Source organism: Amycolatopsis sp. PSD-21 (assembly GCF_055561455.1).
This window is the reverse complement of the sequence record NZ_CM145712.1, coordinates 3501619-3526854: the sequence shown is the minus strand read 5'-3', so window position 1 is coordinate 3526854 and position 25236 is coordinate 3501619. Positions and strand designations below refer to the sequence as shown.

At 70.1% G+C, this 25236-nt stretch carries 20 protein-coding genes; 4 read left to right on the top strand and 16 right to left on the bottom strand.

Annotation, left to right across the window (positions count from 1 at the left end; genetic code table 11):
- Positions 1-8 precede the first annotated feature (8 nt).
- From ACZ1DY_RS17010 to ACZ1DY_RS16985, 6 genes are all read right to left on the bottom strand, one after another.
- Positions 9-2747 carry an AAA family ATPase gene (locus ACZ1DY_RS17010; protein WP_465484914.1) on the bottom strand — a complete coding sequence of 913 codons (2739 nt, stop codon included), beginning with the start codon at positions 2745-2747 and terminating at the stop codon, positions 9-11.
- Positions 2744-5440, bottom strand: a complete 2697-nt coding sequence (locus tag ACZ1DY_RS17005) for an AAA family ATPase (RefSeq protein WP_465484913.1) — start codon at positions 5438-5440, stop codon at positions 2744-2746. The genes ACZ1DY_RS17010 and ACZ1DY_RS17005 overlap by 4 nt, the downstream gene beginning before the upstream one ends.
- A 472-nt stretch (positions 5441-5912) precedes the next feature.
- Positions 5913-6578 carry a helix-turn-helix transcriptional regulator gene (locus tag ACZ1DY_RS17000; protein ID WP_257487661.1) on the bottom strand — a complete coding sequence of 222 codons (666 nt, stop codon included), beginning with the start codon at positions 6576-6578 and terminating at the stop codon, positions 5913-5915.
- Positions 6579-7078: 500 nt separating this feature from the next.
- A complete protein-coding gene (locus tag ACZ1DY_RS16995) occupies positions 7079-7414 on the bottom strand; it encodes a hypothetical protein (RefSeq protein WP_126731890.1) in 336 nt (111 codons plus the stop codon).
- A gap of 320 nt (positions 7415-7734) precedes the next feature.
- Complete coding sequence (locus tag ACZ1DY_RS16990; RefSeq protein ID WP_465484912.1) at positions 7735-8520, bottom strand: SDR family oxidoreductase; 786 nt, start codon at positions 8518-8520, stop codon at positions 7735-7737.
- Complete coding sequence (locus ACZ1DY_RS16985; protein WP_126731887.1) at positions 8517-9269, bottom strand: SDR family oxidoreductase; 753 nt, start codon at positions 9267-9269, stop codon at positions 8517-8519. The genes ACZ1DY_RS16990 and ACZ1DY_RS16985 overlap by 4 nt, the downstream gene beginning before the upstream one ends.
- A 122-nt stretch (positions 9270-9391) precedes the next feature.
- Here ACZ1DY_RS16985 and ACZ1DY_RS16980 point away from each other — a divergent pair, with 122 nt between their 5' ends.
- Entirely contained in the window at positions 9392-10006 is a 615-nt protein-coding gene (locus tag ACZ1DY_RS16980) for a TetR/AcrR family transcriptional regulator (RefSeq protein ID WP_126731886.1), read from the top strand.
- A 158-nt stretch (positions 10007-10164) separates the two neighbouring features.
- Positions 10165-11538 (top strand): MFS transporter, encoded by a 1374-nt coding sequence (locus ACZ1DY_RS16975; RefSeq protein ID WP_465484911.1) that lies wholly within the window; start codon positions 10165-10167, stop codon positions 11536-11538.
- Here the strand turns inward: ACZ1DY_RS16975 and ACZ1DY_RS16970 are convergent.
- Positions 11497-12456, bottom strand: a complete 960-nt coding sequence (locus ACZ1DY_RS16970) for a helix-turn-helix transcriptional regulator (RefSeq protein WP_465484910.1) — start codon at positions 12454-12456, stop codon at positions 11497-11499. The two genes, ACZ1DY_RS16975 and ACZ1DY_RS16970, sit on opposite strands and share 42 nt — an antisense overlap.
- Before the next feature lie 188 nt (positions 12457-12644).
- Here ACZ1DY_RS16970 and ACZ1DY_RS16965 point away from each other — a divergent pair, with 188 nt between their 5' ends.
- Entirely contained in the window at positions 12645-13121 is a 477-nt protein-coding gene (locus ACZ1DY_RS16965) for a nucleoside deaminase (protein ID WP_465484909.1), read from the top strand.
- On the opposite strand, the gene ACZ1DY_RS16960 is transcribed toward ACZ1DY_RS16965, so the two are convergent.
- Entirely contained in the window at positions 13118-14377 is a 1260-nt protein-coding gene (locus tag ACZ1DY_RS16960; RefSeq protein ID WP_465484908.1) for a GGDEF domain-containing protein, read from the bottom strand. The genes ACZ1DY_RS16965 and ACZ1DY_RS16960 overlap by 4 nt on opposite strands.
- A 224-nt stretch (positions 14378-14601) precedes the next feature.
- On the opposite strand from ACZ1DY_RS16960, the gene ACZ1DY_RS16955 reads away from it, so the two are divergent.
- Positions 14602-15552, top strand: coding sequence for a chitinase (locus tag ACZ1DY_RS16955; protein ID WP_257487665.1), 951 nt, complete (start codon positions 14602-14604; stop codon positions 15550-15552).
- Positions 15553-15840: 288 nt separating this feature from the next.
- Here ACZ1DY_RS16955 and ACZ1DY_RS16950 read toward each other — a convergent pair whose 3' ends face one another.
- From ACZ1DY_RS16950 to ACZ1DY_RS16915, 8 genes are all read right to left on the bottom strand, one after another.
- A complete protein-coding gene (locus tag ACZ1DY_RS16950; protein ID WP_257487666.1) occupies positions 15841-17409 on the bottom strand; it encodes a type 1 periplasmic-binding domain-containing protein in 1569 nt (522 codons plus the stop codon).
- 19 nt (positions 17410-17428) lie between these two features.
- On the bottom strand, positions 17429-19459 hold the full coding sequence (locus ACZ1DY_RS16945; protein ID WP_465484907.1) for a hypothetical protein: 2031 nt from the start codon (positions 19457-19459) through the stop codon (positions 17429-17431).
- A 175-nt stretch (positions 19460-19634) separates the two neighbouring features.
- The gene (locus ACZ1DY_RS16940) at positions 19635-20156 is read right to left on the bottom strand and encodes a hypothetical protein (RefSeq protein ID WP_257487668.1); all 522 of its coding nucleotides are present in this window, start codon (positions 20154-20156) and stop codon (positions 19635-19637) included.
- Between the two features lie 123 nt (positions 20157-20279).
- Entirely contained in the window at positions 20280-20549 is a 270-nt protein-coding gene (locus ACZ1DY_RS16935; RefSeq protein WP_126731876.1) for a hypothetical protein, read from the bottom strand.
- A gap of 87 nt (positions 20550-20636) precedes the next feature.
- The gene (locus tag ACZ1DY_RS16930) at positions 20637-21269 is read right to left on the bottom strand and encodes a TetR/AcrR family transcriptional regulator (RefSeq protein WP_465484906.1); all 633 of its coding nucleotides are present in this window, start codon (positions 21267-21269) and stop codon (positions 20637-20639) included.
- Entirely contained in the window at positions 21266-22105 is an 840-nt protein-coding gene (locus ACZ1DY_RS16925) for an SDR family oxidoreductase (protein ID WP_257487669.1), read from the bottom strand. The genes ACZ1DY_RS16930 and ACZ1DY_RS16925 overlap by 4 nt, the downstream gene beginning before the upstream one ends.
- 12 nt (positions 22106-22117) lie before the next feature.
- Positions 22118-23284, bottom strand: coding sequence for an acyl-CoA dehydrogenase family protein (locus tag ACZ1DY_RS16920; protein WP_465484905.1), 1167 nt, complete (start codon positions 23282-23284; stop codon positions 22118-22120).
- Positions 23281-25233, bottom strand: a complete 1953-nt coding sequence (locus tag ACZ1DY_RS16915; protein ID WP_465484904.1) for an ATP-binding protein — start codon at positions 25231-25233, stop codon at positions 23281-23283. The genes ACZ1DY_RS16920 and ACZ1DY_RS16915 overlap by 4 nt, the downstream gene beginning before the upstream one ends.
- Between the last annotated feature and the right edge of the window lie 3 nt (positions 25234-25236).

The following is a 25236-nucleotide window of genomic DNA, read 5'->3' as shown; positions in this document are numbered from 1 at the left end:
ACGGCGGCTCAGAGCTCCTTGTCCAGCGCGTCGAACAGCTCCCGCAACTCGGCCCGCCCAGTCACCTCGAGCTGCCGGTAGATCGCGGTGAGCCGCAGCTCGACGGCGCGTTTGCTCACGCCCAGTTCCTCCGCCAGTTCGGCGTTGGAGGCGTTCGCGAGCACGCGGCGGACGAGGTCGGTCGCCGCGGGCGAGAGCGCCCGCCAGCGCCGGGAGGCCGTGCGGTAGGACCGCCGCGGCCGGTCGGACAGCCGTTTCCCGAGGTCCGCGATCCGCGACGTCGCCCACGCGAGCTGATACGCGCCGGCCAGCCGTTCGGCTTCCCGCAACAGCCGCGGCACGCCGCTGGTCTGGCCGCGGTTGAGCTGGGCGGCCGCGAGCAGCAGTACTGCCTCGACGTAGAGCACCCTGGCGGGCGACTGCTGGAGCGCGTTGACCGCCTGGGTCAGCCGGAACACCGCGTCCTCGGACCGGACCGCGACGCCCGCGCCCAGATGGGTCCGCCCGATCGCGGTACGCGTGCCCCAGTTCTGCGCCAGCCGCCATTCCTCGCTGATCATCGCGGCCGCGGTGTGCTCGTCGCCGAGTGCCTGCGCCGCGATGGCGACATGCGAACGCCACGGCACCAGGCCGGGGTTCAGCCAGCCCGCCGCGTTCATCCGCCTGCCGCATTCCTGGAACAGGCCCAGCGCCCGGCGGTGGCGTTTCAGGTCCAGTTCCAGCAGCCCGCGCATGAAGAGCAGATAGGGCGCGGAATACAGCGGCCCGCCGTCGCCCGCGGCGTCGACGGCGCGCTGGGCGGCGTCGAGGTTCCCGCGGGTGAGGGCCGCCGCGATCTCGATGGTGCGCAGCGACGTGGCGACCGTCGACGGCCAGCCGTCCGGTGGACCGGAAGCGGCGGCTTCGGCGAGCGCGTCCTCGGCGGCCTGAACACGACCACGCTGCAGATGCACCCAGGCCTTGCCGGTGAGCCCGAGCGCCACCGGCACGCCCGCCCCGGCGGCGCTCGCGTCCGCGATCATCTCCTCGTAGACCGAAAGCGCTTCCAGGACGTCGTCGGTCTGGGTGAAGGTGATGGCCAGCGCCAGCCGCGGCGAGTAAAGGGTGATGGGTTCACGGGACGGATCCGCCGCGCGCCGGGCCAGCCGTCGGGCGGCTTTGCCGTCGCGGCAGGCGATCGTGGTCAGCCACGACGCGGCGGCCGCCTGCGCGGGGGTCAGTGCCGCCGGGTCGAGATCCGGCAGCGCGGGGATACCGAGATGGACGGCGCCCGCTCCGCTCCCGTCGGCCAGCCAGTACAACGCGGTCAGATCCGCGCGGTCCCGGTCGTCGACCGCGGCCTCGTTCAGCAGAGCCAGCTCACGCAGGGCGTCTTCCGTGGCGCCTCGCTGCATCATCAAGTCCACAGCGGACAGTCGCGTTCGGACGGTGTCGTCCCCGGAGACCCTGGTCGCCCTCGCCAGCCGCAGCCCGCCGGTGAACGGGCACGACGACGCCTCGACGGTCTCGAGTTCCAGGCGCAGCCGTGCCGACATCCCCGGCGGCGCCGGTTCGGCTAGCGCCCTCCGGTAGTAGCGCGCCGCTTCGGCGTGATCCCCGGCTTCGCGACGGCGCAACGCCGCGGCGTGCAGCGTCTCCAGAGCCCAGGCCTCGCCGACCGGTTGCGAGCCGAGCAGCAGCCCGGCGACGTCCTCCTCCGGGGCGGCCCGGCGATGCCCGAGTTCGGCGGCCCGGCGGCGCGTGCCCGCCCGCTCGTCCGCTCCGGTCTCGGCCAGCACCCAGGTGGCCACCTGCGGGTTCATCGGCTCGGCGGGATCGGTCCCGATCAGGCCGGCGTCCGCCAGCACCCGCAGCGCCCGGCCCAGCGGCATCCCGAGCGGCCCGGCGAGGGGCCGCAGGTACGCCTCGTCGAGGGTGCCGATCGCGGCGATCGTCCGCACCAGCGCGGCGAGATCGGACGGCAGCCGGGCGAGCAGGTCGAGCACGGTGTCGCGGCGCACGTCCGCGGTGACGGCGGTGATCTCCGGACCGGCGGACGACCTGGCGAGCACTTCCGCGAGCAGGGCGGGATTCCCCCGCGTCGCCGCGTAGACCTCGGCCACCGGCGGCCGCGGCGCGGGGACGGCGTGCACCAGCCGCCGGACCGCCGCCTCGCTCAACGGCCGCAACCGCACCACATGCCGGTTCTCCCAGGGAAGACCGCCGAGGGACAAGGGATCCGCCTCGTCGGCGTCCTGCGGGCCGGAATGCGCGGCGATGAGCAGCACGGGGTCGTTGCCCCGGCGCCGCTGCAAGGCGGCCAGCCAGGCCTCGGACTGCTCGTCGGCCAGGATCAGGTCGTCGACGACCAGCAGGACCGGGCAGCGCCGGGCCGACTCCAGCAGCCGCTGGCAGAGCAGTTCGTGCAGGACCTGCACGTCGGTGCCGTCCGAGAGCGCGGCGTGCAGCCACGGGACGTCCGCGAGCTCCGGGATCGGTGCCAGCAACTGGGAAAGGAGCCCGTACGGCAGCTGCGCCTCGGTGGCCGAGCCCCGCGCGGTGAACACCTGCAGTCCCCGCTCGGCGGCGAGGGACGCGACCTGGTCCAGCAGTGCCGTGCGCCCGCTGCCCGCCGGGCCGAGTACCGCCGCGGAGCCTCCGTGGCCGTGTTCGAGATCCCCGATCAGGCGGGTGAGCAGACGCAGTTCGGTCTCGCGTTCGACGAGTTCGTCCGCACCGTCGGCTTCGAGCCGCCGGACGGCGCTCACCGGACACCTTCGAGGACGGCCTGCCGCTCGTCGGTCTCGCCCAGCACCACGGCAAGTTCGGGACGCCCGCTGATCCGCAGCTTCCGGTACACGCTCGTCAGATGCGTCTCGATGGTCCGGACGGTGACGAAGAGCCGTTCCGCGATGACCCGGTTGCTGACCCCGCGTCCGGCGAGCCGGGCGATATGCCGTTCGGCGGGGCTCAGCGAGGCGAACGGGGACAGCTCGCTCGGGATGCCCGCGTCGGCGGCGGTGCGCTGGGCGCGGCGGAGCAGGAACCGGTCCCCCGTTCGCAGGCTCAGCTCGGCGCAGCGACGCAACCGGGTGCGCGCGGCGACGCTGTCGCCCGCTTCGACGAGGGCGCGGCCGAGGTGATACTCCGCCAGCGCCTCCTCCAGCCGGGCGGGTGAGCCCGCCAGGATTCCCGCCGCCTCTTCGATCAGCGCGATCCGGCCGGGGCCGCGGGTGGCGACCGCGGTCGCGAGCCGGGCCATCCCGACCGCTCTCGGGGTGCCCCAGCGCAGTGCCGGCCCGGTTCCTTCGGCCGCGAGGTCCGCGGCCTCCTCGAAACGTCCTTCGTCGGCCAGCATGCAGGCGCCCTCGAACCACCACGGCGCCAGCAGCGGGTTGGCGATGCCGACATCGGCGAGGCTCTCACCGCAGCGGTTGAAGAGCTTCAGCGCCGTCTCGCGGTCCCCCGCCGCCCAATGCACCCGCGCGTCGACGAGCTGGAACCACGGGCGCATCACCGTGTGCTCCCACAATTGCGGGGAATCCGCTTCCCGCAACAACTTCATCGCCTTCGCGGTCTCGCCCTGCTGCGCCGCGACGGTCGCATACGCGATCCGCGGGACGACACCGCCGGTCCGGCCTTCGGCTCGGCGGCTGAGCGCGTAGGCCTGTCCGGCGTCGGCCGCCGCGGTGGCGAGATCACCGCACCAGTGCCCGAGCAGACCGCGGAACGCGAGGTATTCGCTGCGCTGGGCCGGTACGAGCTCGATGGCCCTGGTCAGTTCGTCCCTGGCGACGTCGATCTCGTCCGCGAGCAGCAGCGCCAGTACGGCGGAGCTGACGGCCGAATCGTCGGTGGTCGGGGTGTACCCGCGGATCGCGCGCATCGCCCATTCGGCGGCTTCGCGCGGCCGGGTGCCGTCGAGCGCGGCGACGACGGCACAGACGGCCAGATGCCTGGCGTCGACGACCGTGTCCGCCGACCGCGGCTGGATCCGGGTGTCGAGCTTCGCCAGGCTGTCCCGGTCTTCGATGCCCACCAGGCACAACAGCCCTTCGAGCTGACCGCGCAGTTGCTGGTCCATCTCGCCGCCGAGCACGGTCAGGACCCGGTCCAGCACGGTGACGGCGGTCCCGCAACGGCGGGCGACGAGCGCCGCGCGGCCCAGTTTCACCGCGGCCCTGGCCTGGTCCACGGGATCCTGTTGCAGTTCGAGCGCGCGGCGCAGGAGGTCGAATCCGCTGTCCGGTTCCAGCAGCGCGACCGTCTCCGCGAGCTGGACGGCCAGTCCGGCGTCCGACGGCCTGGCGGCCGCGGCGGGCCTGAGATAGCGCAGCGCGTCCCAGGGCGCGCCCCGGTCGCAGGCGCAGGTCGCGGCGTCGCGCAGCAGATCGACCATCCACGTGTCGAGTTCGGCTAGTTCGAGCAGGTGTTCCGCCACCTCCTCCGGCGATCCCGCCGCGTCGCTCAGCAGGATCGCCGCGGTCCGCCGCCACCGGCCGAGTTCGGCGGGTTCGAGCGCGTCGAGCAGCCCTTCCCGCACCGGGTCATGCCGGAAGGAAAGTCCTTCGGCGGCAAGGATGTGCCTGCTCCGGAGGAGCTCGACGGCGGTTCCGGCGGTGCGGGCGGGCACCTTGGCCAGCCGGGCGACCAGCGACAGGTCCTGCCCGCCGAGTACCGCGATGGCGGTGGCGACCGCCCTGGCGTAGTCGGGAACACCGGCGAACAGGGAGCGGATCAGCGCCGCCCCCGCCGCGGATCCGGCCACCGGGGCGATCCCGGACGCGACCTTGCCCAGTTCGTCGAGCATCTCCCGCAGCAGCAACGGATTCCCGCCGGACTGCTCGACACAGTGCCGCACGAACGGCTCGCCCGGCTCCGAGCCGACGGCCTCGCGCGCGAGCGAGGCGACCGCCTCGGCGGGCAGCGGGCCGAGGTCGAGCACCTCGGTGCCGTACCAGGATTCGAGGTCCGCCAGGTGTTCCGCCGCACCGTCCGGTCCGTCGGCGGCCGACCGGACCAGGATCATCCGCACCGGCAGCCGGGTGGAGTGCCGGGCGAGCAGGCTCAGCCAGCGCACGGCCGGTTCGTCGCACCAGTGAACGTCGTCGACGGCGAACACGATCCCGGGCCGTCCTGCCGCCCATCCGGCGAAAGCCTCGTACCAGGCGGCGAAGTCGTCCGGATCCGGCACGCGCGCGCCCGCGCGGCGCAGATCCGCGAGCAGTTGCCGAGCGGCGGCGGCCCCGTCACCCGGATCACCGGTGCCCCGGCAGACGACGGTGTCCGTGAGAGCCGCCAGCGCGGTGTCCAGCAGGCTGGACTTGCCGATGCCCGCTTGCCCGCGCACGACGATGACGGAGCCCTCGCCGGGCGCGCCGGGGCTCAGCCGGGCGGCGAGCCAACGGAGCTCGTCGTCACGTCCGGCCAGCGCGCGTCCGGGTCTGTTGGCGTCCTTCATCTCCCGCCTCCCTGTCGTCCCATCGGGGCCATTGCCGTCACACAGAGCGAACAATCGCTTACGTGCTTCCATCTCATCGTGTGATCGTCTTACCGAATAGAGCGTGCAACCTCGATAAGGGTTATCCCTCACTACGAGGACTGCGGGCGCTCATATGAGCAAGGTGCTTCCCCACGACGGGATTCCGAGCGCGAAGCGACACGGGCCGCAGCGCGGACCCGGGTCGATCAAGACCGACAGAAGTCACGACAGAAGGAAACTAGGCGTGAACCAGCGGCGGCGCCGGAGTGGCCACTCGGCGACCAGGCGGTCAGCTCGAACGGCTTCCGACCGCTCAAACGAGCGAAATCGCCGCGAAGGTCATTACGAATTCTGCCGAAATACATGCAAGCGAAGTGGCCGTTCACTGGGACCGCACCGTGATCGCACGAGCACGTCACGCGATGGCCACCCGCGCGTCAGTTGCCGGTGATCAGCTCGCGCGCCGGGACTCCGGCACCCGCGGCGGCCAGGCCGTCGAGTCGAGCAGGCCGGTCGCGAAGGCCCGCGAAACCAGTTCGACCCGGTTGCGCGCCTTGAATTTCCGCTGCAGGCGGGCGACGTGGTAGTCGATGCCCTGACGGCTCAGGTAGTACTTGTCGGCCATCTCCAGACTCGACAGGCCGCTGGCGATCCCCTGGAGGATCTTCGCCTCGATGTCGGTGACCGAGCCCAGCTGCTCGGCGCGGGCGGCGGGGGGCGCCGTCTCCGGGAGCATGGTCAGCAGGATCGCCGTTCCCGGCGCCCGCATCCGGCCCGCCACGATGGTCAGCCGGTCGGCGCCACTGGAACCGAGCCCGGTGACACTGCCGCGGAACCGCTGTTCCCAGCCTTCGGCGACCCGGTTCAGCCGGTCGCGTAAATGGTCCGGACCACTGGTGACGAGCTCGGGGAACGATTCGCCGAGCACGTCGGCGGGGCGGCGGCCCAGCAGGCGGAAGAACGCGGCGTTGCCGCTGCCGAGCCGCAACCCGGCGCTGAGCGCCGCGAGCGGCATGTCGGCGACTTCCACGAATTCGCTGATGGTTCCGGGTCGTACGGTGCGACCCGCGTCGAAAGCGCGCGTGCCGATCGGGGAAATCGTTCGGATGCCGGCCATGGAAAGCCCCCTTCTGCCTGAGCTGAATGTGTCCACCAAAGCCGTCCCTGCCCAAGACTCGGCAAACACTACGAAGGGGCGATCGACGGGGTCAACGAATTCCGGAGCAGTTCGTGGCCACCGAACCCACCGTGCGGACGGGCCGCACCGAAGGTTCGGTATCGGGGCCCCAGCAGGAGAATCCTCAGCTCAGCGGCCGGTTCGGTGGCCGAACCCCGCGCTATACGGGAGGCGCAGCGAATTCCACGTGAAGAAACTCTCGCGTTTTCGCTCCGCCACGATAGCACCGAATCCGCCGATCCTTAACATTGATTTAAGGTGGCATCGATCCGATTCCCGAAGCGGGTGACCCGGTGATCGGCACACGGTCGACTTCGCCTGTCGATCGACCGAATGGTCTTTAGCAATGGAAACGATCGATCGACCGGAACCGTGTTTGTCCATTGTAGACACAGAGCAGCCCCGGGCGGCCAGGCACCCGGGGCTGCTCCGTCGGCGGATCAGACGGTTTCGCGCGTGGTCACCGCGTCCTTCTCGGCGGCCAGCGCGGTGCACGTGCGCACCCACAGCTCCCAGCCGCGCAGCGCCTGGTTGCAGTTCCAGCCGGTCCAGCGGCCCGCCTGCGCGCCCTCGTTGCCGGCGCGGTTGCAGGCGGTTTTGCTGCTCCAGCCTTCACTCACCTTGCGGTACGGCGTGCAGGAAGCCGCCGCGACGTCACCCGACGCCCCGGCCGCGCACGGTTCCGCGGTGCTCGCCATCGCCGATCCCGCGGTCAGCACCGACCCGGCGAGGGTGGCGGCGAGCACGGCACCACGGAGCACGAAGCGTTTGTTCATCGAGTTTTCCTTACCGCGAGCAAGACCCCTGCCCACAGTGGCCGATCCGCCGACGAAGATCAACCACCCCGCGCCGAGTTACGCCTCCGATCACGCGAGTTACGCCCCTGATCACGCGAGTCACGTCTCCGATCACACGAGACACGGCCCCGATCACGGCGGTCCTACCCCACCGGTCACGCGAAGCCCCGCGTGCCGCCATCCGAACCTGCGCGAACCCCCGGCCACCGTGTCGCGAAAGCCACTTTCGGGACATCACACGTCGCGAAAGTGGCTTTCGCGACACGTCACGACCAGGCACCAAGGCGAGCCGGCGCCGGTCATTCCCCGACGACCTGCTCCACCTTGCGCTGCAGCTTGTTCATCCCGCCGAGCCATCGGTCGGTCTGCGTGGCCCGCGCGGCGTAGTAGTCCGCGACCTCGGGATGCGGCAGCACCAGGAACCGCTCCTCGGCGATGGCCTCGAACAGCGCGTCCGCGACCTGCTCCGGCTGGATCGCCGACGCGCCCATCAGCAGCTCGCCCGCCGGGCCGGTGTTCTCCAGCATCGCCGTCCGAACGCCCTGCGGGCAGATGGCCTGCACGGTGAGCCCGCGGTGCCGATAGGTCGCCGAAAGCCATTCGGCGAAGGCGAGCGCGCCGTGTTTGGTCACCGAGTAGGACGCCGAACCGAGGCTGGTCAGCAAGCCTGCCGCCGACACCGTCGAGATGAAATGCCCGCGGCCGCGCTCCAGCCACGGCGGCAGGAGCAGCCGCGCCGCGCGCACGTGCGCCATGACGTTGACGTCCCAGATCCGCGCCCAGTCCTCCTCCGGCGCGTCCACGCCGCCCATCGGCGCGATCCCCGCGTTGGCGCAGAAGACGTCGATCTCGCCGAGAGTTTCGCGCGCCGCCTCGATCAGGGACGCGACACCCGGCTCGCTCGCGGCGTCCCCGGCGACGGCGGTCCCGCCGATCTCCTCGGCTACCTCGGCCGCAGCGTCCCCGTTCAGGTCGCCGACGACAACCCGGGCGCCCTCCGCGGCGAACCGGCGGGCGAGGACGGCCCCGATCCCGCCGCCCCCACCGGTGACGACGACCCCGGAACCGGTGAACGACGCGGTCACAGGCCACCCGCCAGCGTGACGCCGCCGTCGAGGACCACCGTCTGCCCGGTGATCCAGCCCGCTTCTTCCGAGAGCAGGAACGCCACGGCGCCCGCGATGTCCGCCGGAACGCCGAGGCGCTTCATCGGGTACGACTCGGAGACCTCTTCTTCGCGGCCTTCGTACAGCGCGGTCGCGAACTTGGTCTTGACCACGGCCGGCGCGACGGCGTTCACGCGGATCTTCGGCCCCAGTTCGAAGCCGAGTTCCTTGGTGAGCCGGATCAGCGCGGCCTTGCTGACGCCGTACATGCCGATCCCGGGCGACGCGCCGAGCCCGGCGATGGAGGCGACGTTCACCACCGCGCCGCCGTGCTCCCCCATCCACGCGTCCCTCGCCCGGCGCGTCCACGAAAGCGGCGCGAGCACGTTGACGGCGAAGATCTTCGCGGCGGCCCCGGGGTCGATGTCCAGGGTCGGCCCGAACACCGGGTTGATCCCGGTGTTGTTGACCAGCATGTCGAGGCGGCCGAAGGTCTCGATGGTCTTGGCGACGGCCTCGTCCTGGTGCGCCTCGTCGTCGGCCTTGCCGGGGACGGCGATGGCGACGGCCTCGCCGCCCAGTTCGGCCACCGCCTCGGCCAGCGGCTCCGGCTTGCGCGCGGTGATGCACACCTTCGCGCCGCGCTCGACCAGGTCCTTGGCGATCCCGAGGCCGATACCCCGGCTGGCGCCGGTGACGATCGCGACGCGATCCTTGAACGAGTTCACTCTTCGATCTCCTCTGTGTTCACTGGCGACGCAATCACTAAGCGAGCGCTCACTTACAATGGAAAGCTCCGGAGACGGTGTCAAGCCCGCCATCCGGAACGAGCGTCTGGGAGGATCTGCGGATGACCATGTCGCTGTCGGCCGAACTGTGGCCCGACGTCCAGCCGGAGACGGCACGGCGGCTGATGCTGGCCGGGGTCGAATCCTTCGCGCGGCGTGGCTATCACGCGACCACCACCCGGGACATCGCCTCGGCGGCGGGCATGAGCCCTGCGGCGCTGTACGTGCACTTCCCGTCCAAGGCCGCGCTGCTCTTCGCGATCTCGAAGTACGGCCACGAGCAGACGCTCTCGCTGGTCGAGAGCGTCGTGGCGCGGGAGACCGATCCGGTCGAGCGGATCCGGCTGCTGGTCGAGGATTTCGTGGCGTGGCACGCGCGGAGGCACACCGTGGCCCGGGTGGTGCAGTACGAACTGCACGCGCTGCCCGACGAGGAGTTCGAGATCGTCGCGAAACTGCGCCGCCGCATCGAGCAGGTCGTGCGCGAGGTCATCACCGAAGGCGTCGGAACGGGCGTGTTCACCGTCGGCGACCCGCACACCGCCGCCCGCGCCGTGCTCTCCCTCGGCGTCGACGTCTCGCGCTGGTACAGCGAGCGGACGCGCCAGACCCCCAAGAAGCTCGGCCAGGAGTACAGCGAGCTGGTGCTGCGCATGCTCGGCACGAAACTCTCCTGACCAGTACAGATCGGCCTGCGTCGGCGATACCGCCACCAGAGTGACATACCAACCGGTCGGTATCTAGAATTACCCGTTGAGACGTTGACCACATACTAAGCGGTTGTTAACTTGCCCGGACTGCATCGCCGCAGCAGCGCCGAACGAAGGGCATCCAGATGGCCGACACCGCACCGAACGCCCCGGAAACCGCCGCCGAACCGACGATCACCGTGTCCCAGCGCAGGAGGGCCGCGACCGCGGCGGCACTCGCCTCCTCGGTCGAGTGGTACGACTACTTCGTCTTCGGGATCGCCGCCGCCCTGGTCTTCGGGAAGACCTTCTTCCCCACCAGCAACGCGGCGGCCGGCGTCCTCGCCTCGTTCGCGACCTTCGCGGTCGGCTTCCTCGCCCGGCCGCTCGGCGGGATCATCGCGGGCAGCCTTGGTGACAAACGCGGCCGGAAACCCGTGCTGGTGCTGGCGATCGCGCTGATGGGCGCGGCGACCACGCTGATCGGCCTGCTGCCGACCTACGACTCGATCGGCATCGCCGCGCCGATCCTCCTGGTGCTGCTCCGGCTCGTGCAGGGGGTCGCCGTCGGCGCCCAGTGGGGTGGCGCGATGCTGCTCGCCACCGAATACGCGCCGCCCGGCAAACGCGGTCTCTACGGCAGCCTCGTCCAGCTCGGCGTCCCGATCGGGGTCGTGCTGGCGAACACGGTGTTCCTGATCGCCGCCCAGCTCGCACCGCCGTCGGACTTCCTCGTGTGGGCGTGGCGGATCCCGTTCCTGGTGGGCGTCCTCGTGCTCGGGCTGGCCTGGTACATGCACGTCAAGATCGACGAGACGCCCGAATACCGCCGCGCCGATGCGAAACTCGCCGCCGAGGAACGCGGCCGCGCCAAGTCGCCGCTGCGTGACGTCCTGCGCCACCACAAGGGCACGGTGCTGCTGGCGGGCGGCTCGTTCATGGTCAACACCGCCACCTTCTACATCCTGCTGAACGGCGTCCTGGACTACGCCACCCGCCATCTCGGGATGTCGCGGACCACGGTGCTCGTCGCGACCCTGCTGATCAGCACGCTGCAGCTCGCGATCATCCCGCTGTCGGCGAAACTGTCCGACCGGATCGGCAGGCTCAAGATCTACACCTTCGGCGCGGCCGGCGTCGCGCTCTGGGCGATCCCGATGTTCCTGCTCATCGACACGGCCTCGCTGCCGCTGTTCGTGGTCGCCTCGTTCGTCGGGTCGCTGTTCCTCGGCATCATGTACGGCCCGCAGGCGGCGTTGTTCGCCGAGCTCTTCACCGCCGAGATGCGCTACACCGGCGCCTCGCTCGGCTACCAGATCAGCGCGGTGGTCGGCGGCGGGCTCGCGCCGTTCATCATGGTGCTGCTGCTGGAATCCACCGGGACGTCGATGTCGGTCTCGCTCTACATCATCGTGCTGGCCCTGATCTCGCTCGGCTCGATCGGCCTGCTGGCCAAACGCGCACGGTCCACTTCGGACTCAGACGACCGCGCGCGCGAAGCGGTCGGCGACCAGCCGTAGCCGCTCCTTGACCTCGTCCGGCGCCTCCTCCACGACGAAGTCGACGTCCCAGTGGGCGAGGTAGTACGGCATCACGGACAGGTCGTTGGAACCGACCCGGACCCGGCAGGTGTGCTCGTCGATGGCCTCGATCGTCCCGGCGGTCGGGGACACGTATTCGGCGAGCGCGTCCGCCGAGGCGCTGACCCGCAGCACCATCTGGTGCGGATACGGCGAAGACGTGATCCCGCGGGAGACGTACGCCGCGAGGTCCTCGGCGGGCGGTTCCCTCGGCGTGAACCGGAAACTCGTGTCCGGGACGCCGTCGATCCGGTCGACGCGGAAGGTCCGCCAGTCGTCACGGTCGAGGTCGAACGCGACCAGGTACCAGCGGCGTCCGGTGTGCACCAGGCGCAACGGCTCGATGTAGCGCTCACTGACATCGCCGTTGTGGCTGCGGTAACCGAACCGGAGTCGCTGATGATCACGGCACGCGGACGCGATGACCGTCAGCGCCGCCGCGTCGATGACCGGGACGACGCCGCCCAGCGGGATCATCGCGGTGTTCAGCGCGGTGATCCGGTGCCGCAGCCGCGCGGGCAGCACCTGCTCCAATTTGGTGAGCGCACGCACCGAGGTCTCCTCGATCCCCGAGACCGTCCCGTTCGCGGCCGTGCGGAGCCCGACGGCGACCGCGACGGCCTCGTCGTCGTCCAGCAGCAGCGGCGGCAACGCGGCCCCCGCGCCGAGCCGGTAGCCGCCCGCGACGCCGGGGGTGGCGTGCACCGGGTAGCCCAGTTCGCGCAGCCGCTCGATGTCGCGCCGGACCGTGCGGACGTCCACCTGCAGCCGGTCGGCGAGGTCGGCGCCCGGCCAGTCGCGCCGCGCCTGCAGCAGGGAGAGGAGCCTCAGCAGCCGTGCCGACGTGCCCGTGGTCATCGGTTCGCTCGCTTCATGGGAGGAGTCTCGCAGATATTCAGGACAGGTCCGGTCCGCATTGGCGCGCGCCGGCTGGACGGTCACGGGGCCGGATGCGGCGCGCCTGTCGCGAAAGCCACTTTCAGGACGTCAGACGTCGCGAAAGTGGCTTTCGCGACGCGTCGCCTTCGCCTTATCGCTCACCACTCATGAGCCCTAAGCTGAACCGCGTGATCGATCCCGCGCAGCTGCTGTCCGTCGCCCGTGAAGAGGCCGAACTCGGCAAGGCCGAGGGCGGGGTGCCGATCGGCGCCGCCCTCTTCGACACCACCGGCGTCCTGCTCGGCCGCGGCCACAACCGCCGCGTCCAGGACGGCGACCCGTCGATGCACGCCGAGACCTCCGCCTTCCGGAACGCGGGCAGGCGGCCGCACTACCGGGACACGATCATGGTCACCACGCTGTCCCCCTGCTGGTACTGCAGCGGGCTGGTGCGCCAGTTCGGCATCGGCCGGGTCGTCATCGGCGAGGCCAGCACGTTCGAAGGCGGGCACGGCTGGCTCGAGGAGCACGGCGTCGAGATCACCCTGCTCGACGACCCGGCGTGCACCGCGCTGATGACCGAGTTCATCCGGGATCACCCGGACCTGTGGTTCGAGGACATCGGCGTCCCGGCCGAAGGCTAGGTTTCGGTCTCGAAGGCGACGGTCCGGTTGCGCCCGGCCCCCTTCGCCGCGCGCAACGCCTGATCCGCCGCGCCGACGAGCCGGTCGAGCGTCTCACCGCAGTCCGGATGCGACGACACTCCGATCGAGACGGTCGCCCCCGCGAACGTCCCACCCAGTGAGACGAACGTCGACGAGATCCGTAGCCGGATGCGCTCGGCGATCGCGTGCGCGTCGAACCGGCTCGTGCCGGGCAGCAGGACCACGAACTCCTCACCGCCGAACCGGCCGACCAGGTCCGCGGCACGGACCTCGGCGCGCAAGGTGTCCGCCACGGCCCGCAGGACGTCGTCCCCGACGTGCCTGCCGTGCCGGTCGTTGAGCCGGGCGAAATGGTCGAGGTCGAGCATCAGCAGCGAAAGCTCGGCGCCACGGCCGCGCAGCAGCTCGAACTGGGTGCGGGCACCGTCCAACCAGGACGACGCGGTGAGCAGTCCCGTGCCGGAGTCCGTGCCCGCGTGCCCGCGCAGGGCACGCATCGTCCCGGCCCGGTGAAGTACCACGAGCGCGCCCGCGAGTACCACGGTGACGAACGGCCAGTCCGCCGCCGACCACGCGAGCAACAGTCCGAACGCGACCATCGCCGCGTCGAAGGCGAATCCCGACGGTTCCGCCCCGAATTCGGCCGCCGGGGCGGCCAAGGCCGCGTCGACGGACAGGAAGACCAGCCCGGTCGCGAAAACCAGGGCGAAACTTTCGAAATCCCTTGGCGCGCCGAGGAACGGCGGCGCACCCAGCAGTACCGGGATGATCGAGGCGCCGAGCGCCGAAAGCATCGTCGCGGACGCCGCGAACACCTGCCGGTGCGGGATACCGCGCCGGATCCGGAACCAGCGGTATGCCGCCGAGACGACGACGAGCACCGCGGCCAGTGCGGGCGGCAGGAGGAGCGCACCCGCGAAAATCCACGCCGCGTCCAGTCCGGCGCCGAGCCGGGTGTCGGCGCGGGACCGCTCGACGGGGCGCGAAAGCTCCGAACTGAGGATCATTCCGGTCAGCAGCGCGGAAAACGGAAGAAACGACGACGGCGCGGGCGGTCGCAGGACGAAAAGGTAGGTGGTGGCGGCGATGGCGGCGAAGTCGACGAGGAGCAGATACCCGATCAGGCCTCGCCTGGGTAGTTCCCACAGGCTCCAGGACCCCAGTATCCGCCGCGGCGCGGCGAGCCGGTCTCTCCGGTCGCGGCTTCCGGTCGCCATCAGGGAGTCCCCCACCATTTCGGCAAACTAGCCGGTAATCGTGGTGGTGTCGATCCGCTTTCCGGGTCATGACCCCCCTACTAAGGTCGGTCGTTTCCGGTGGGTGTTCCGGTGAATTCTTGACAGTCCTCATTGGTCTAGTCCACCGTGGGATAGCGCACACTCCAGGTTGATACGCCGCGTCAAGACGGAGGTGCTCCACACCTGCGCGCCTCGCCGCGCGCGTACCAGTTGGAGGACCGATGAAATCCTTACGACGCTGGGCGACACTGGCCACCACCGTCGGCGCCGCTCTCGCCACGGCCGCCGGCCTCGCCCCCGTCGCCTCGGCGGCCCCGGACCCGGTGCTCGCCTCGCCCTATCTGTACCAGTGGTCGGGACAGACGGATCCGATCGCCGCGATGAACGCCACCGGCGTGAAGGCCTTCACGCTCGCGTTCATCCTCTCCGACGGCGGCTGCAACCCGAAATGGGACGGCAACCGTTCCCTCACCGGCTCCGACGCCACGATGATCAACAACATCCGCGCCAAGGGCGGCGACGTCATCCCGTCGTTCGGCGGCTGGTCGGGCACGAAGCTCGGCCCGAAATGCTCCACTCCCGCGGCGCTCGCCGGCGCATACCAGAAGGTCATCGACGCCTACAAACTCAAGGCGATCGACCTCGATGTGGAGAACACCGACGAGTTCGAGAACTACACCGTCCAGGACCGGATCCTGAACGCCGTCAAGATCACGAAACAGAAGAACCCCGGCCTACGCGTGGTCATCACCATCCCGACCGAGGTCGGTGGCCCCAACGCGCACGGCAAGCGGCTGATCAACCGGTCGAAGGAGCTCGGCGCGGGGGTCGACGCGTGGTCGGTCATGCCGTTCGACTTCTCCAGCGGCGGTGACATGGCGGGCAAGACCCGCAGTGCCGTGGACGGGCTGAAGAACGTCGTGAAGTCCGCTTTCGGCCTGAGCGACGACGCGGCCTACCGGCGCAGCGGGCTTTCGTCGATGAACGGGAAGACCGACGTGGCGGGCGAAACCGTCAGCGTCGCCGACTTCCGCGCGATCCGCGACTACGCGGCGAGCAAACATCTCGCGCGGCTGTCGTTCTGGGCGGTGAACCGCGATTGCAACAACTGCGCGGGAATCGCCCAAGGCAAGTACGACTACACCAAGATCGTGGCGGGTTACACCGGCTGACTTCCGTTCCCCACCGGTGTCAGTCCGTGAAGGCCTCCTTCCCTACCTTGAGCGTAGGGAAGGAGGCCTTCACAGCTTCGGCACCTCGGGCCCGGTGACCATGTCGCGAAAGCCACTTTCGAGACATCAGACGTCGCGAAAGTGGCTTTCGCGACATGCCTCGACGACGCCCAGGCCCCCGTCACGACCGGCCGGCCGCACACACCCGCGCCAACGTTGCGAAAGCCACTTTCGCAACGTCGAAGGTTGCGAAAGTGGCTTTCGCAACCTCCCGGCCCGGGCCACCCCTCAGCCCCCGCAGTCCGGCGCCGTGTTCAGCGGCCGCCCGCGCGACCACACCAGATCGACCGGATGCACCGAACCGTCCGGATCGATCGACAGGATCGGCAACGCCTTGTCGAGCTGGTTCCCCGTCGCCTGGTCGAACGCGATGAAGCCGGTCGCACCGGGCACCGGGGAGTTGCAGTCGATGCTGCGCAACACGTTCGACACCGAGACCGGATCCGCCGAAACGTTCTGCACGGCCGCTTCGACGGCCGCCGCGACCGCGTCGTGTTCGATCATCGCGGCGCCGTCCCACAGTTCCGCCTTGGGAAAACCGTGGGTACCGGTGAATTCCGCGACGAAGTTGTCGTAGTTCTTCTTGTACGTGGGATACGCCGGATCGGCGGTGAACATGTCCCACTGGTCGGGATACGCGAGCGCCGTGTAGCGGAGCCGGACGCTGATGTCCTTGTTCAGTTCCAAGGGTTTCCCGGCGAGCGTGCTCGCGTCGTCCCCGGTCATCACGGTCACCGTGTCGAGCCCCTCGCAGGCACCGTCGCCCGCCAGCGCCGCCACGAGGGCGCCGAGGTCGAGCCCGCGGCCGGCGAAGTAGATCAGATCGGGTTTCGCGCCGCAGATGTCGTTGTGCCATCTGCTGAACAGCCCGCGCAGGTACGCCTCGCGCGAAGTGTCGGCGAGCGGTTTGACGTCGTAGGTCTTCGTGAAGACGACCGGCACCTTCGACGAGTTCTGGAAGGCCTCGGCCAGGGTGGTCGCGTAGGTGTCCTCCTTGCTGACCCCCTGGATCATCATCACGCGCCGGAAACCGTGCGCGGCGATGTATCCGGCCGCGGCGCGGGCCTCGTCGGTGTTGGTCGGGCCGACGCGGAAGAAGTTGTCGATCCGCACGCCCTGCGGGTCGGTGTTCATGTTGTCCGCGGTGACGGTCGCGCCGATCGTGGCGATCCCGTGCCGGGACAGTTCGGCCACGAGTGCCCGGCTGTTCTCCGAGCTGGTGCCGACGTCGGTGACCGCCACGATGCGCTGGGCGGCGGCCGCGGCGACGATCTCCTCGGCGACGACGCGCCAGTGGTCGGCGTTGCTCCCGTAGTTGGCCAGCAGGAGCTTGATCCCCGGCGGCCCGTTCTTCGGCCACGCGGCGGTGATCGCGCCCTGGACCTCCCGCCGCACGAACGGGAACGGCTGGCTGTCGACCTTCGGATCGGGCGCGAGGTTCTCCAGCACCACGATGGTCTTGAAGTTGTCCCCCGCCAGCTCGTTGCGGCTCTTGATGAGCTTCTCCAGCGGGTCGAGCGGGTCGTCTTCCCGCATCGGGCCGGAGTCGAGGTTCAGCCCGACGCAGACGTGCGACGAGCCGACCGACTCCTCGTCCGCGTCCACCGCCCGCAGTCCGGCGCCGCAGACCTCCCACGGTCTGGTCAGCGCCGGCACGGCGGCCAGCAGCACGACCACGGCCACGATCAGCAGCACCCGATGACGGCGTGCCCAGCCTCGGGGCCGTACCGGCGGACCCGAGGCCGCGCCGTCACGGGCCGCGGACATGCGTGTTCTCAGCGAATCGAGCCAGGACATCACAGGGTTCCGTTCCGGATCAGGGGAATTCGCCGCGACGGGCGGCTTCCTTGGCCGACACGAGCGCGCCGACGTCGGGCTGATGCGAGGTGGTGGCCAGCGCGGCGAAGGCGTTCGCGATCACCTGGTGCTGGTCCTGCCCGCGGACGGCGAAGGGGTTGGCGGTCAGCCAGCCCGCCGCGATGAGCCGGGCGACGTTGTTCCGGATCTCGGACCGGTCGTTCGGGCGGCGCGCGTTGTCCAGGTTGACGAGTTCTTCGTACAGCTCCGCGTGATCCCGTTCGGGCGGCAGATCGTCCGGCGCGTTCAGGACCAGCTCGAGTTTGGCGATCCACTCCGCGTGCGGGATCCGGTTGAACTCGCGTTCGAAGAAGGTGACCACCTCGCCGATGTCGCCCAGCGCGAGGTTGCAGTAGGCCAGGCGCACCGGATCCTGCGCGGTGTCGGGATCGTCGCGCAGGGCCTTGAACTGGTCGGTGTAGGTCGGCCCGTCGCCGTCACCCCGCCGGGCTAGCGCGGACACCAGGTTCGCGGCGATCCACGGATGCAGCGCCGCTTGGTCGGTCGTCGAACCGGGCGAGTTCTTCGCCGTCACCCACAACGAGGTGCGCAGTTCGGTCAGGATCCGCCCGACGTGCGGCTGGTCGATCCGGCTCTGCGCGGCGTCCGGGATCAGCCAGGGCGCGGTCGCGAACGGGGCCGCGGTCACGAAGTCGTCGACGTGGACGTCGTCGAGGTGTTCGGTCAAGGCGAGCTCGGTCAGCCTGCGGTAGCAGGGATCCTGTTCGCCACGGGGATCGGTGGTGAGCAGGTCACGGCCGCCTTCGCGCGCGTCGGTGGCCCGCAACCGCCCCGCGAGCTGCTCGACCGCCGACGGCAGTCCACCGGTCGCGCGGTGCGCGAGCGTGACCTTCGGCGTCCGCGCGCCGGAATCGAGGATCCGCGCGATCCGCCCGATCGACTGCGGTGAGATCCGGACCGGGTAGTAGGGCGAGTCGAGCGCGCCGTTGCCCGGATTCGCCCAGTCGTCGTACGAAGCCTCCTCGCAGTCCACGATCGGCCGGACGGCGGGCGGAGCGCCGGACGCGGGTTTCCACGGTGCCAGCCAGGCGGTCCCCCAGTCGTCGTGCCACCGCCCGCTGGTGGCGATGACCAGCAGCGCGTCGTGGGCCTCGCGGTCGTTCGGATGCTGGACGGCGTACCGTTCCCGCGCGGCGATCAGGTCGGCGAGGAACTCGGTCCCGCCGGCGTGGTCGACGTCGTCGAGCACCACCACCCAGTTGTGCCAATGCCTGCGCTGCGGCGAGATGTCACAGGTGCACGGGCTCTTCTCCTCCGGCTTCGCCATCCGCGGATGGTTCTCCCGGACGTCGCCGAGGAACGCCGCCATCAGCCATTCGGTGACCGCCTTGGCGTCGCGGGCGCTGCCGTGCGCGAGGCGGTTGAGTTCGAGCAGCGCGTCGAACGGGGATCTCCCCTCGGCGTGGGGGAAGTCCGCCAACGACCGCAGCGCCTTACCGAGCCTCGGCCGGATGTTCCGGACCAGATGCGGGAACGTCTGGCGGAACAAGTCCGCGTACGGGGGCTCGACGAGACCGGTCGCCTTCGCCGTCTCGGTCAGCGTGTCGAGCGTGCTGTCCATCGCCGACGTCCAGATGACCCGGTCGAGACTGCCGAGCAGCGACTTCAGTTGCGCGAGGTCTTCGTCGCGATTTCGACCGGAAAGCTCGGCTTGGACTGCGATCAACGCGATCGTGAATCGAACGAACTGCGGTTTCGGCCGATTTCGCCATTTCCCCGACAACGTATAGGCCAGTTTCGTGAGCACGTCTATCGTGCCCGCCCGGCCGCCTTGCCCGAAATCGAATCCGGCGTGCACGACACCCCAGCCGAGGTCACGGCGGATCGCTTCCAGCGCCGTGGTCTTGCCCGAACCGACGGGCCCGAGCAGCAGCGTCACCGGCTGCGGGCGGGACGGATTCCCCGTCTCGCGGTTGAGCAGCATTCTCCGGGCGAGCTGCACCGCGGGAGAATGTCCGTCCACATTCATTTTTCCTGTTCAGCCCCTAGCCTGCCCCGGATGGAATGGAAAGTGCGGACCATCGTAGGTACGCGGCCGAGGGCGGGACACCGGAAAAAGGACACCAGACACGAACGGACGAGATCAGGAGTGAATCGTGATTCTTGTTCGACGATGTGCGACGCCGCCGATCACCCGATCGGCGCTATCGGCCCCACTGCGGCCACCGGCCACCACCGGGATATCCGCCGTGATTCCAGTCGTAGTACCACTCGTGGTGACCGGCGCGCGGATCCGGCCGTTCCTCCGGCGGCGCGGGCGGCGTGGGTGTCGGGGACGGTGTCTCCGAGCCGTGCATCGACGCGGTCATCGGCGGCGGAGGGGCGACGCTGCCGCCCGAAGGTCCCGACGGGACGGGCGAAGCCGCCGCGTCGTCCGGGACCTCGACGGCCTGCGGAGCGATGGTCAGCGACGGCGGCGGGAGCGGGATCCCCGGGACGACCGCGGCCTGTTCGCCGGGAGTGAGCAGCACGGCCAGCAGTCCGCCGACGAAGACACCGCCCGCCGACAGCGCAGAGATCCGCCGGATCCTCCCGCTCCCGGAAGCCGCGTCCGGGGCCCGGTGCTTCGGCCCGCGCGGACCCCGGCGGCGGGGTGCCGCGCCGGCTTTCCGCATCAACTCGCTCAGGGCGTCCCCGCCGCCGTCATGGCGAGCCGTGCGTGCCATCGGCACCTCCCTACCCGGTCCGCCGCTCGACGGCGACGGCCTCATCCCGGGGAGGATCCTAGGAAGGCGGGAGGTGGTTGTAAACGGTCGTCGTCCACTGCGGACAGACGATGCGGTGAAGGGTCAGGCGGCCGCGGTGACCGCGATGGCGGCTTCGCCCGCCTCGGTCAGCTCGGCGGGCACCCGGCCGGTGACCGCGGCGGGACCGGTGGACTCGCCGGGGCGGATGTACCCGCCGCGGGCCAGCGCGTGCGCGGTCATCTGATCGCAGCAGGCGAACCCGTCGATGAAGAGATCCGGCTCGCAGCTGCACGACATCTGGGCACGGCGCGCCGCGACCGCTCGCAGCATCGCCATCGCGCGATGGGACAGTTCGACCTCTGAACCGGACACCGGACTGGACCTCTCTCGATCAGCCACCTGAATCAGCAGCACTCACACCGTGTTATCGATCGCTGCTCCATCAGTGTTAACAAGATCTCAGACGTTGTCGGTGACTTCTTGGTTCCGTGAGATCTTCGCCGACGCCAGGGGCGGCTCCAGTACCCGTGCCCACTGGGCGACGATCTGCTTGCGCCGCTTCGTGTCGTCGGTCAGCAGGTTCGCCAGCCCCAGGCCGCGGGCAAGATCGAGAGTGGCCTGGACCAGCTCGCGAACGCCCTTGTGGGACTCGTCGACGCCGAGCAGCTCGACGGTCACCCGGTGCGCTTCCCGCCCGACCCGCGCCTCCAGCGGTACCAGGGTCGCGCGCAGCGACTCGTCGGTCGACGCCGCGACCCACAGGTGGAGCGCGGCACGGAACAGCGGCCCGCTGTAGAGGTTGAGCACCATGTCGACGGCCCGCTCGATCCGAGACCGCCCCGACGGCAGCTCCGCCGCGCGGGCACGCAGTTCCACGATCTGGATCGCACCGACATGCTCGACCGCGGCCGCGACCAGATCCTCCCTGGTCGGGAAGTGGTGCTGGGCGGCACCGCGCGAGACCCCGGCGCGTTCGGCGATCAGCGCGACGGTGGTCCCGTTCCAGCCCAGCTCCCCGATCGTCTCGACGGCGGCCTCGACCAGCCGCCGCCGGGTCGTGCGGCTGCGCTCCTGCTGTGGTTCGCGAATCACGGGGTGCGGCTCTCGACCCAGAAATCGAGCTGCAGGTCTTCCTCCCGCTCGCCGATGCGGTACTTCGAGAAGTCCGTGACCCCTTCGGCGGCGAGCACCTCGTCGTCGATGTAGAAATGCCCGGACGCTTCGCGGCTCGGTTTGGTGAGGATCGCGTGCGCCGCGTCCGCCATGATCTCCGGCGTCCGCGACTTGGCCGCCAGTTCCGCGCCGACGACGTTGCGGATCGCCGCGGTGTCGATCGTCGTCCGCGGCCACAGCGAGTTCGCCGCGATCCCGTACCGCCGCAGTTCCGCGGCGAGCCCGACGGTCACCAGGCTCATCGAGTACTTCGCGATGCTGTAGGCGAGATGCCCGGCCTGGAACCACTTCTCGTCGAGGCTGATCGGCGGCGACAGTGTGAGGATATGCGGGTTCTCCGCGAGCTTCAGGTACGGGATGGCGAGTTTCGACAGCAGGAACGACCCACGCGCGTTGACGTCCTGCATCAGGTCGTAACGCTTCATGCTGACCGCTTCGGTCGGGGTCAGGTCGATCGCGCTGGCGTTGTTGAGCACGATGTCGATCCCGCCGAACTGCTCCGCGGTCCGCGCGATCGCGGCCTCGACCGACGTGTCGTCCCGGACGTCGCCGACGATCGGCAACGCCTGCCCGCCGGCGTCCTCGATCGCCTTGGCGGCGGTGTAGAGCGTGCCGGGCAGCTTCGGATGCGGCTCGGCGGTCTTCGCGAGCAGGGCGATGTTCGCTCCGTCGCGGGCGGCGCGGACCGCGATCGCCTCGCCGATCCCGCGGCTGCCGCCGGAGACGATGATCGTCTTGCCGTGGAGAGTGCTCATGGGGCTGGCCTCTCAGTAGGAGCGGGGCAGGCCGAGGCTGTGCTGGCCGACGAAGTTGAGCACCATCTCGCGGCTCACCGGCGCGATCCGGCCCAGCCGGACGGCCGTGACCAGCGTGCCCAGTCCGTATTCGCTGGCGAGGCCGTTGCCGCCGTGGGTCTGCACGGCCTGGTCGACCGCGCGGATGGCGACCTCGGCGGCGGCGTACTTCGCCATGTTCGCCGACTCGCCCGCGCCGAAGTCGTCGCCGGAGTCGTAGAGCGACGCGGCCTTCTGCGTCATGAGCTTGGCCAGTTCCAGTTCGATCTTGATCTCGGCCAGCGGATGCGCGAGGCCCTGGTGGGTGCCGATCGGCGCGCCCCACACCTTGCGCTCGTTGGCGTAGCCGACGGCCTTGCCCAGCGCGTAGCGCGCGATACCGAGCGAGAACGACGCGCCCATGATGCGTTCGGGGTTGAGCCCGGCGAACAGCTGCGCGATCGCCGCGTCCTCCTCGCCGACCAGCGCGTCGGCGGGCAGGTGGACGTCGTCGAGGAACAGGCCGAACTGCTTCTCCGGCGAGACGATGTCCATGTCGATCTGCTTGTACTCGAAGCCGGGCGCGTCGGTCGGGACGGTGAACAGCGCGGGCTTGAGCTTGCCGGTCTTCGCGTCCTCGGTGCGGCCGACGACCAGGACGGCGTCCGCCTCGTCGACACCGGAGATGTAGACCTTCCGTCCGCTGAGGACCCAGCCGTCGGCGTCGCGTTTCGCGGTGGTGGTGATCTTGTGCGAGTTCGACCCGGCGTCCGGTTCGGTGATCGCGAAGACCATCCGGCCGCTGCCGTCGGCGATCCCGGGCAGCCAGCGCTTCTTCTGCTCCTCGGTGCCGAACCGCGAGATGACCGTGCCGCAGATCGCCGGCGAGACGACCATGAGCAGCAGCGGGCAGCCCGCCGCGGCCAGTTCTTCGAGCACCGCGGCGAGATCCGCGATCCCCGCTCCCCCGCCGCCGTATTCCTCGGGCAGGTTCACGCCGAGGTAGCCGAGCCGTCCGGCCTCGGCCCACAGCTCGTCGGTCTTGAGCCCGGCACGGGCCTGTTTCGCGTAGTACTCGTGCCCGTACTTCTTGCCGAGTTCGGCGACCGCGGCCCGCAGCGCGACGCGCTCCTCGGGCTCGGTGAAGTTCATCGCGTTCATTCGTTCTCTCCTACCACCGCGAGGATCGTGCCCACTTCGACCTGTTGTCCGACCACCACCGGGAGTTCCGTCACGACGCCGTCGGCCGGTGCCGCGATCCGGTGTTCCATCTTCATCGCTTCGAGCCACAGCAACGGATCGCCGGTCTTGACGGTGTCGCCCGCCTCGACCGCGAGCCGGACCACCGTGCCCGGCATCGGCGCCACGAGCGATCCGGCGGCGAGCGCAGCGTCGGGATCGGTGTACCTCGGCACCACGCCCAGTTCGACGGCGCCTTCCGGCGAATCGACGTACACCGTGTCGCCGTATCGGGCGACGGTGAACTTGCGCCGCACCCCGGCGACTTCCAGGACGACGGCGCCGCTTTCGGCGGAAACCAGTTCGACACCCTCGAAACCGTCGGCGCGCAGACCGTCCCGGCCGAGGTCGTAGCCGACCTCGATCTCGTCGTCGCCATGACGAAAACGTTTGCGCTGCCCTTGCGAGCGCACGTTGCGCCAGCCGCTCGGCAGCCGGCTCTGCACCCGCGCTTCCGAACGGTTCGCGGCCGCGCCCGCCAAAGCGGCGGCCAGCGCGGAAATCCGTAAAGTGTCCACAGTGGCCAGCGGGCGGGCCAGGGTTTCGAGTCCATGCCGGTCGAAGAACGCCGTATCGGTCTCTCCGGCGAGGAAAGCCTCATGGCGCAACACGTTCACCAGCAGGTCGCGGTTGGTCACCACGCCGTGGATCTCCGCACCGGCCAACGCCCCGGCCAGTGCCCGTGCCGCGCTCCGGCGATCCGGGGCGAACGCGATGACCTTGGCGAGCATCGGGTCGTAGTGCACGCCGACGGTCTGTCCGCTGACGAACCCGGAGTCCAGCCGGACACCCGGACCGACCTCGAATTCCCGTTGTGCCGCGGGAAGCTCGAACCGGTGCAAGGTGCCGCTCTGCGGCTGCCAGCCCGCGGCCGGGTCCTCGGCGTAGAGCCGGACCTCGATCGCGTGACCGCGCGTCTCCGGCTCGTCGATCGGGAGGTGCTCGCCCTCCGCGATCCGCAACTGCAGCGAAACGAGGTCGAGCCCGGTCGTGGCCTCGGTGACCGGATGTTCCACCTGGAGCCGGGTGTTCATCTCCAGGAAGTAGAACCGCCCGTCCGGACCGGCGAGGAACTCGACCGTTCCGGCGCCGACGTAGTCGATCGCCTGCGCGGCCTTGCGCGCGGCGTCGAACAACGCTTCCCGCATGGCTTCGTCGACGAACGGCGACGGCGCTTCTTCTACGACCTTCTGGTGGCGGCGCTGGATCGAACATTCGCGCTCCCCCACCGCCCACACCGTGCCGTGGGTGTCGGCGAGCACCTGGACCTCGATGTGGCGGCCGGTCTCCAGGTACCGCTCGCAGAACACGGTCGGGTCGCCGAACGCCGACGCGGCCTCAGCGCTCGCGCCTTCGACGGCTTCCGCGAGTTCGCCGAGCGTGCGCACGACGCGCATCCCGCGTCCGCCACCCCCGGCGGACGCCTTGACCAGCAAGGGAAGGTCGGCCTCGGTGACCTCGGCCGGGTCCAATTCGGACAGGATGGGGACACCGGCTTCGGCCATCATCCGCTTGGACTCGACCTTGGAGCCCATGCTCTCGATGGCTTCCGGCGGCGGGCCGACCCAGGTCAGCCCGGCGTCGATCACGGCATGGGCGAACGCGGCGTTCTCGGACAGGAAACCGTAGCCGGGGTGGATCGCGTCGGCGCCGGTCTCGACGGCGGCCTTGATCAGCAGTTCGGCACGCAGGTACGTGTCGGCGGGCGCGTTGCCCGGCAGGCGGACGGCGACGTCCGCCTCGGCGGTGTGCGGCGCGTCGGCGTCCGCGTCGGAGAACACCGCGACCGTGCCGATCCCGGCGTCGCGGCAGGTGCGGAACACGCGGCGGGCGATCTCACCGCGGTTGGCGACCAGAAGTTTCTCGATCATGCC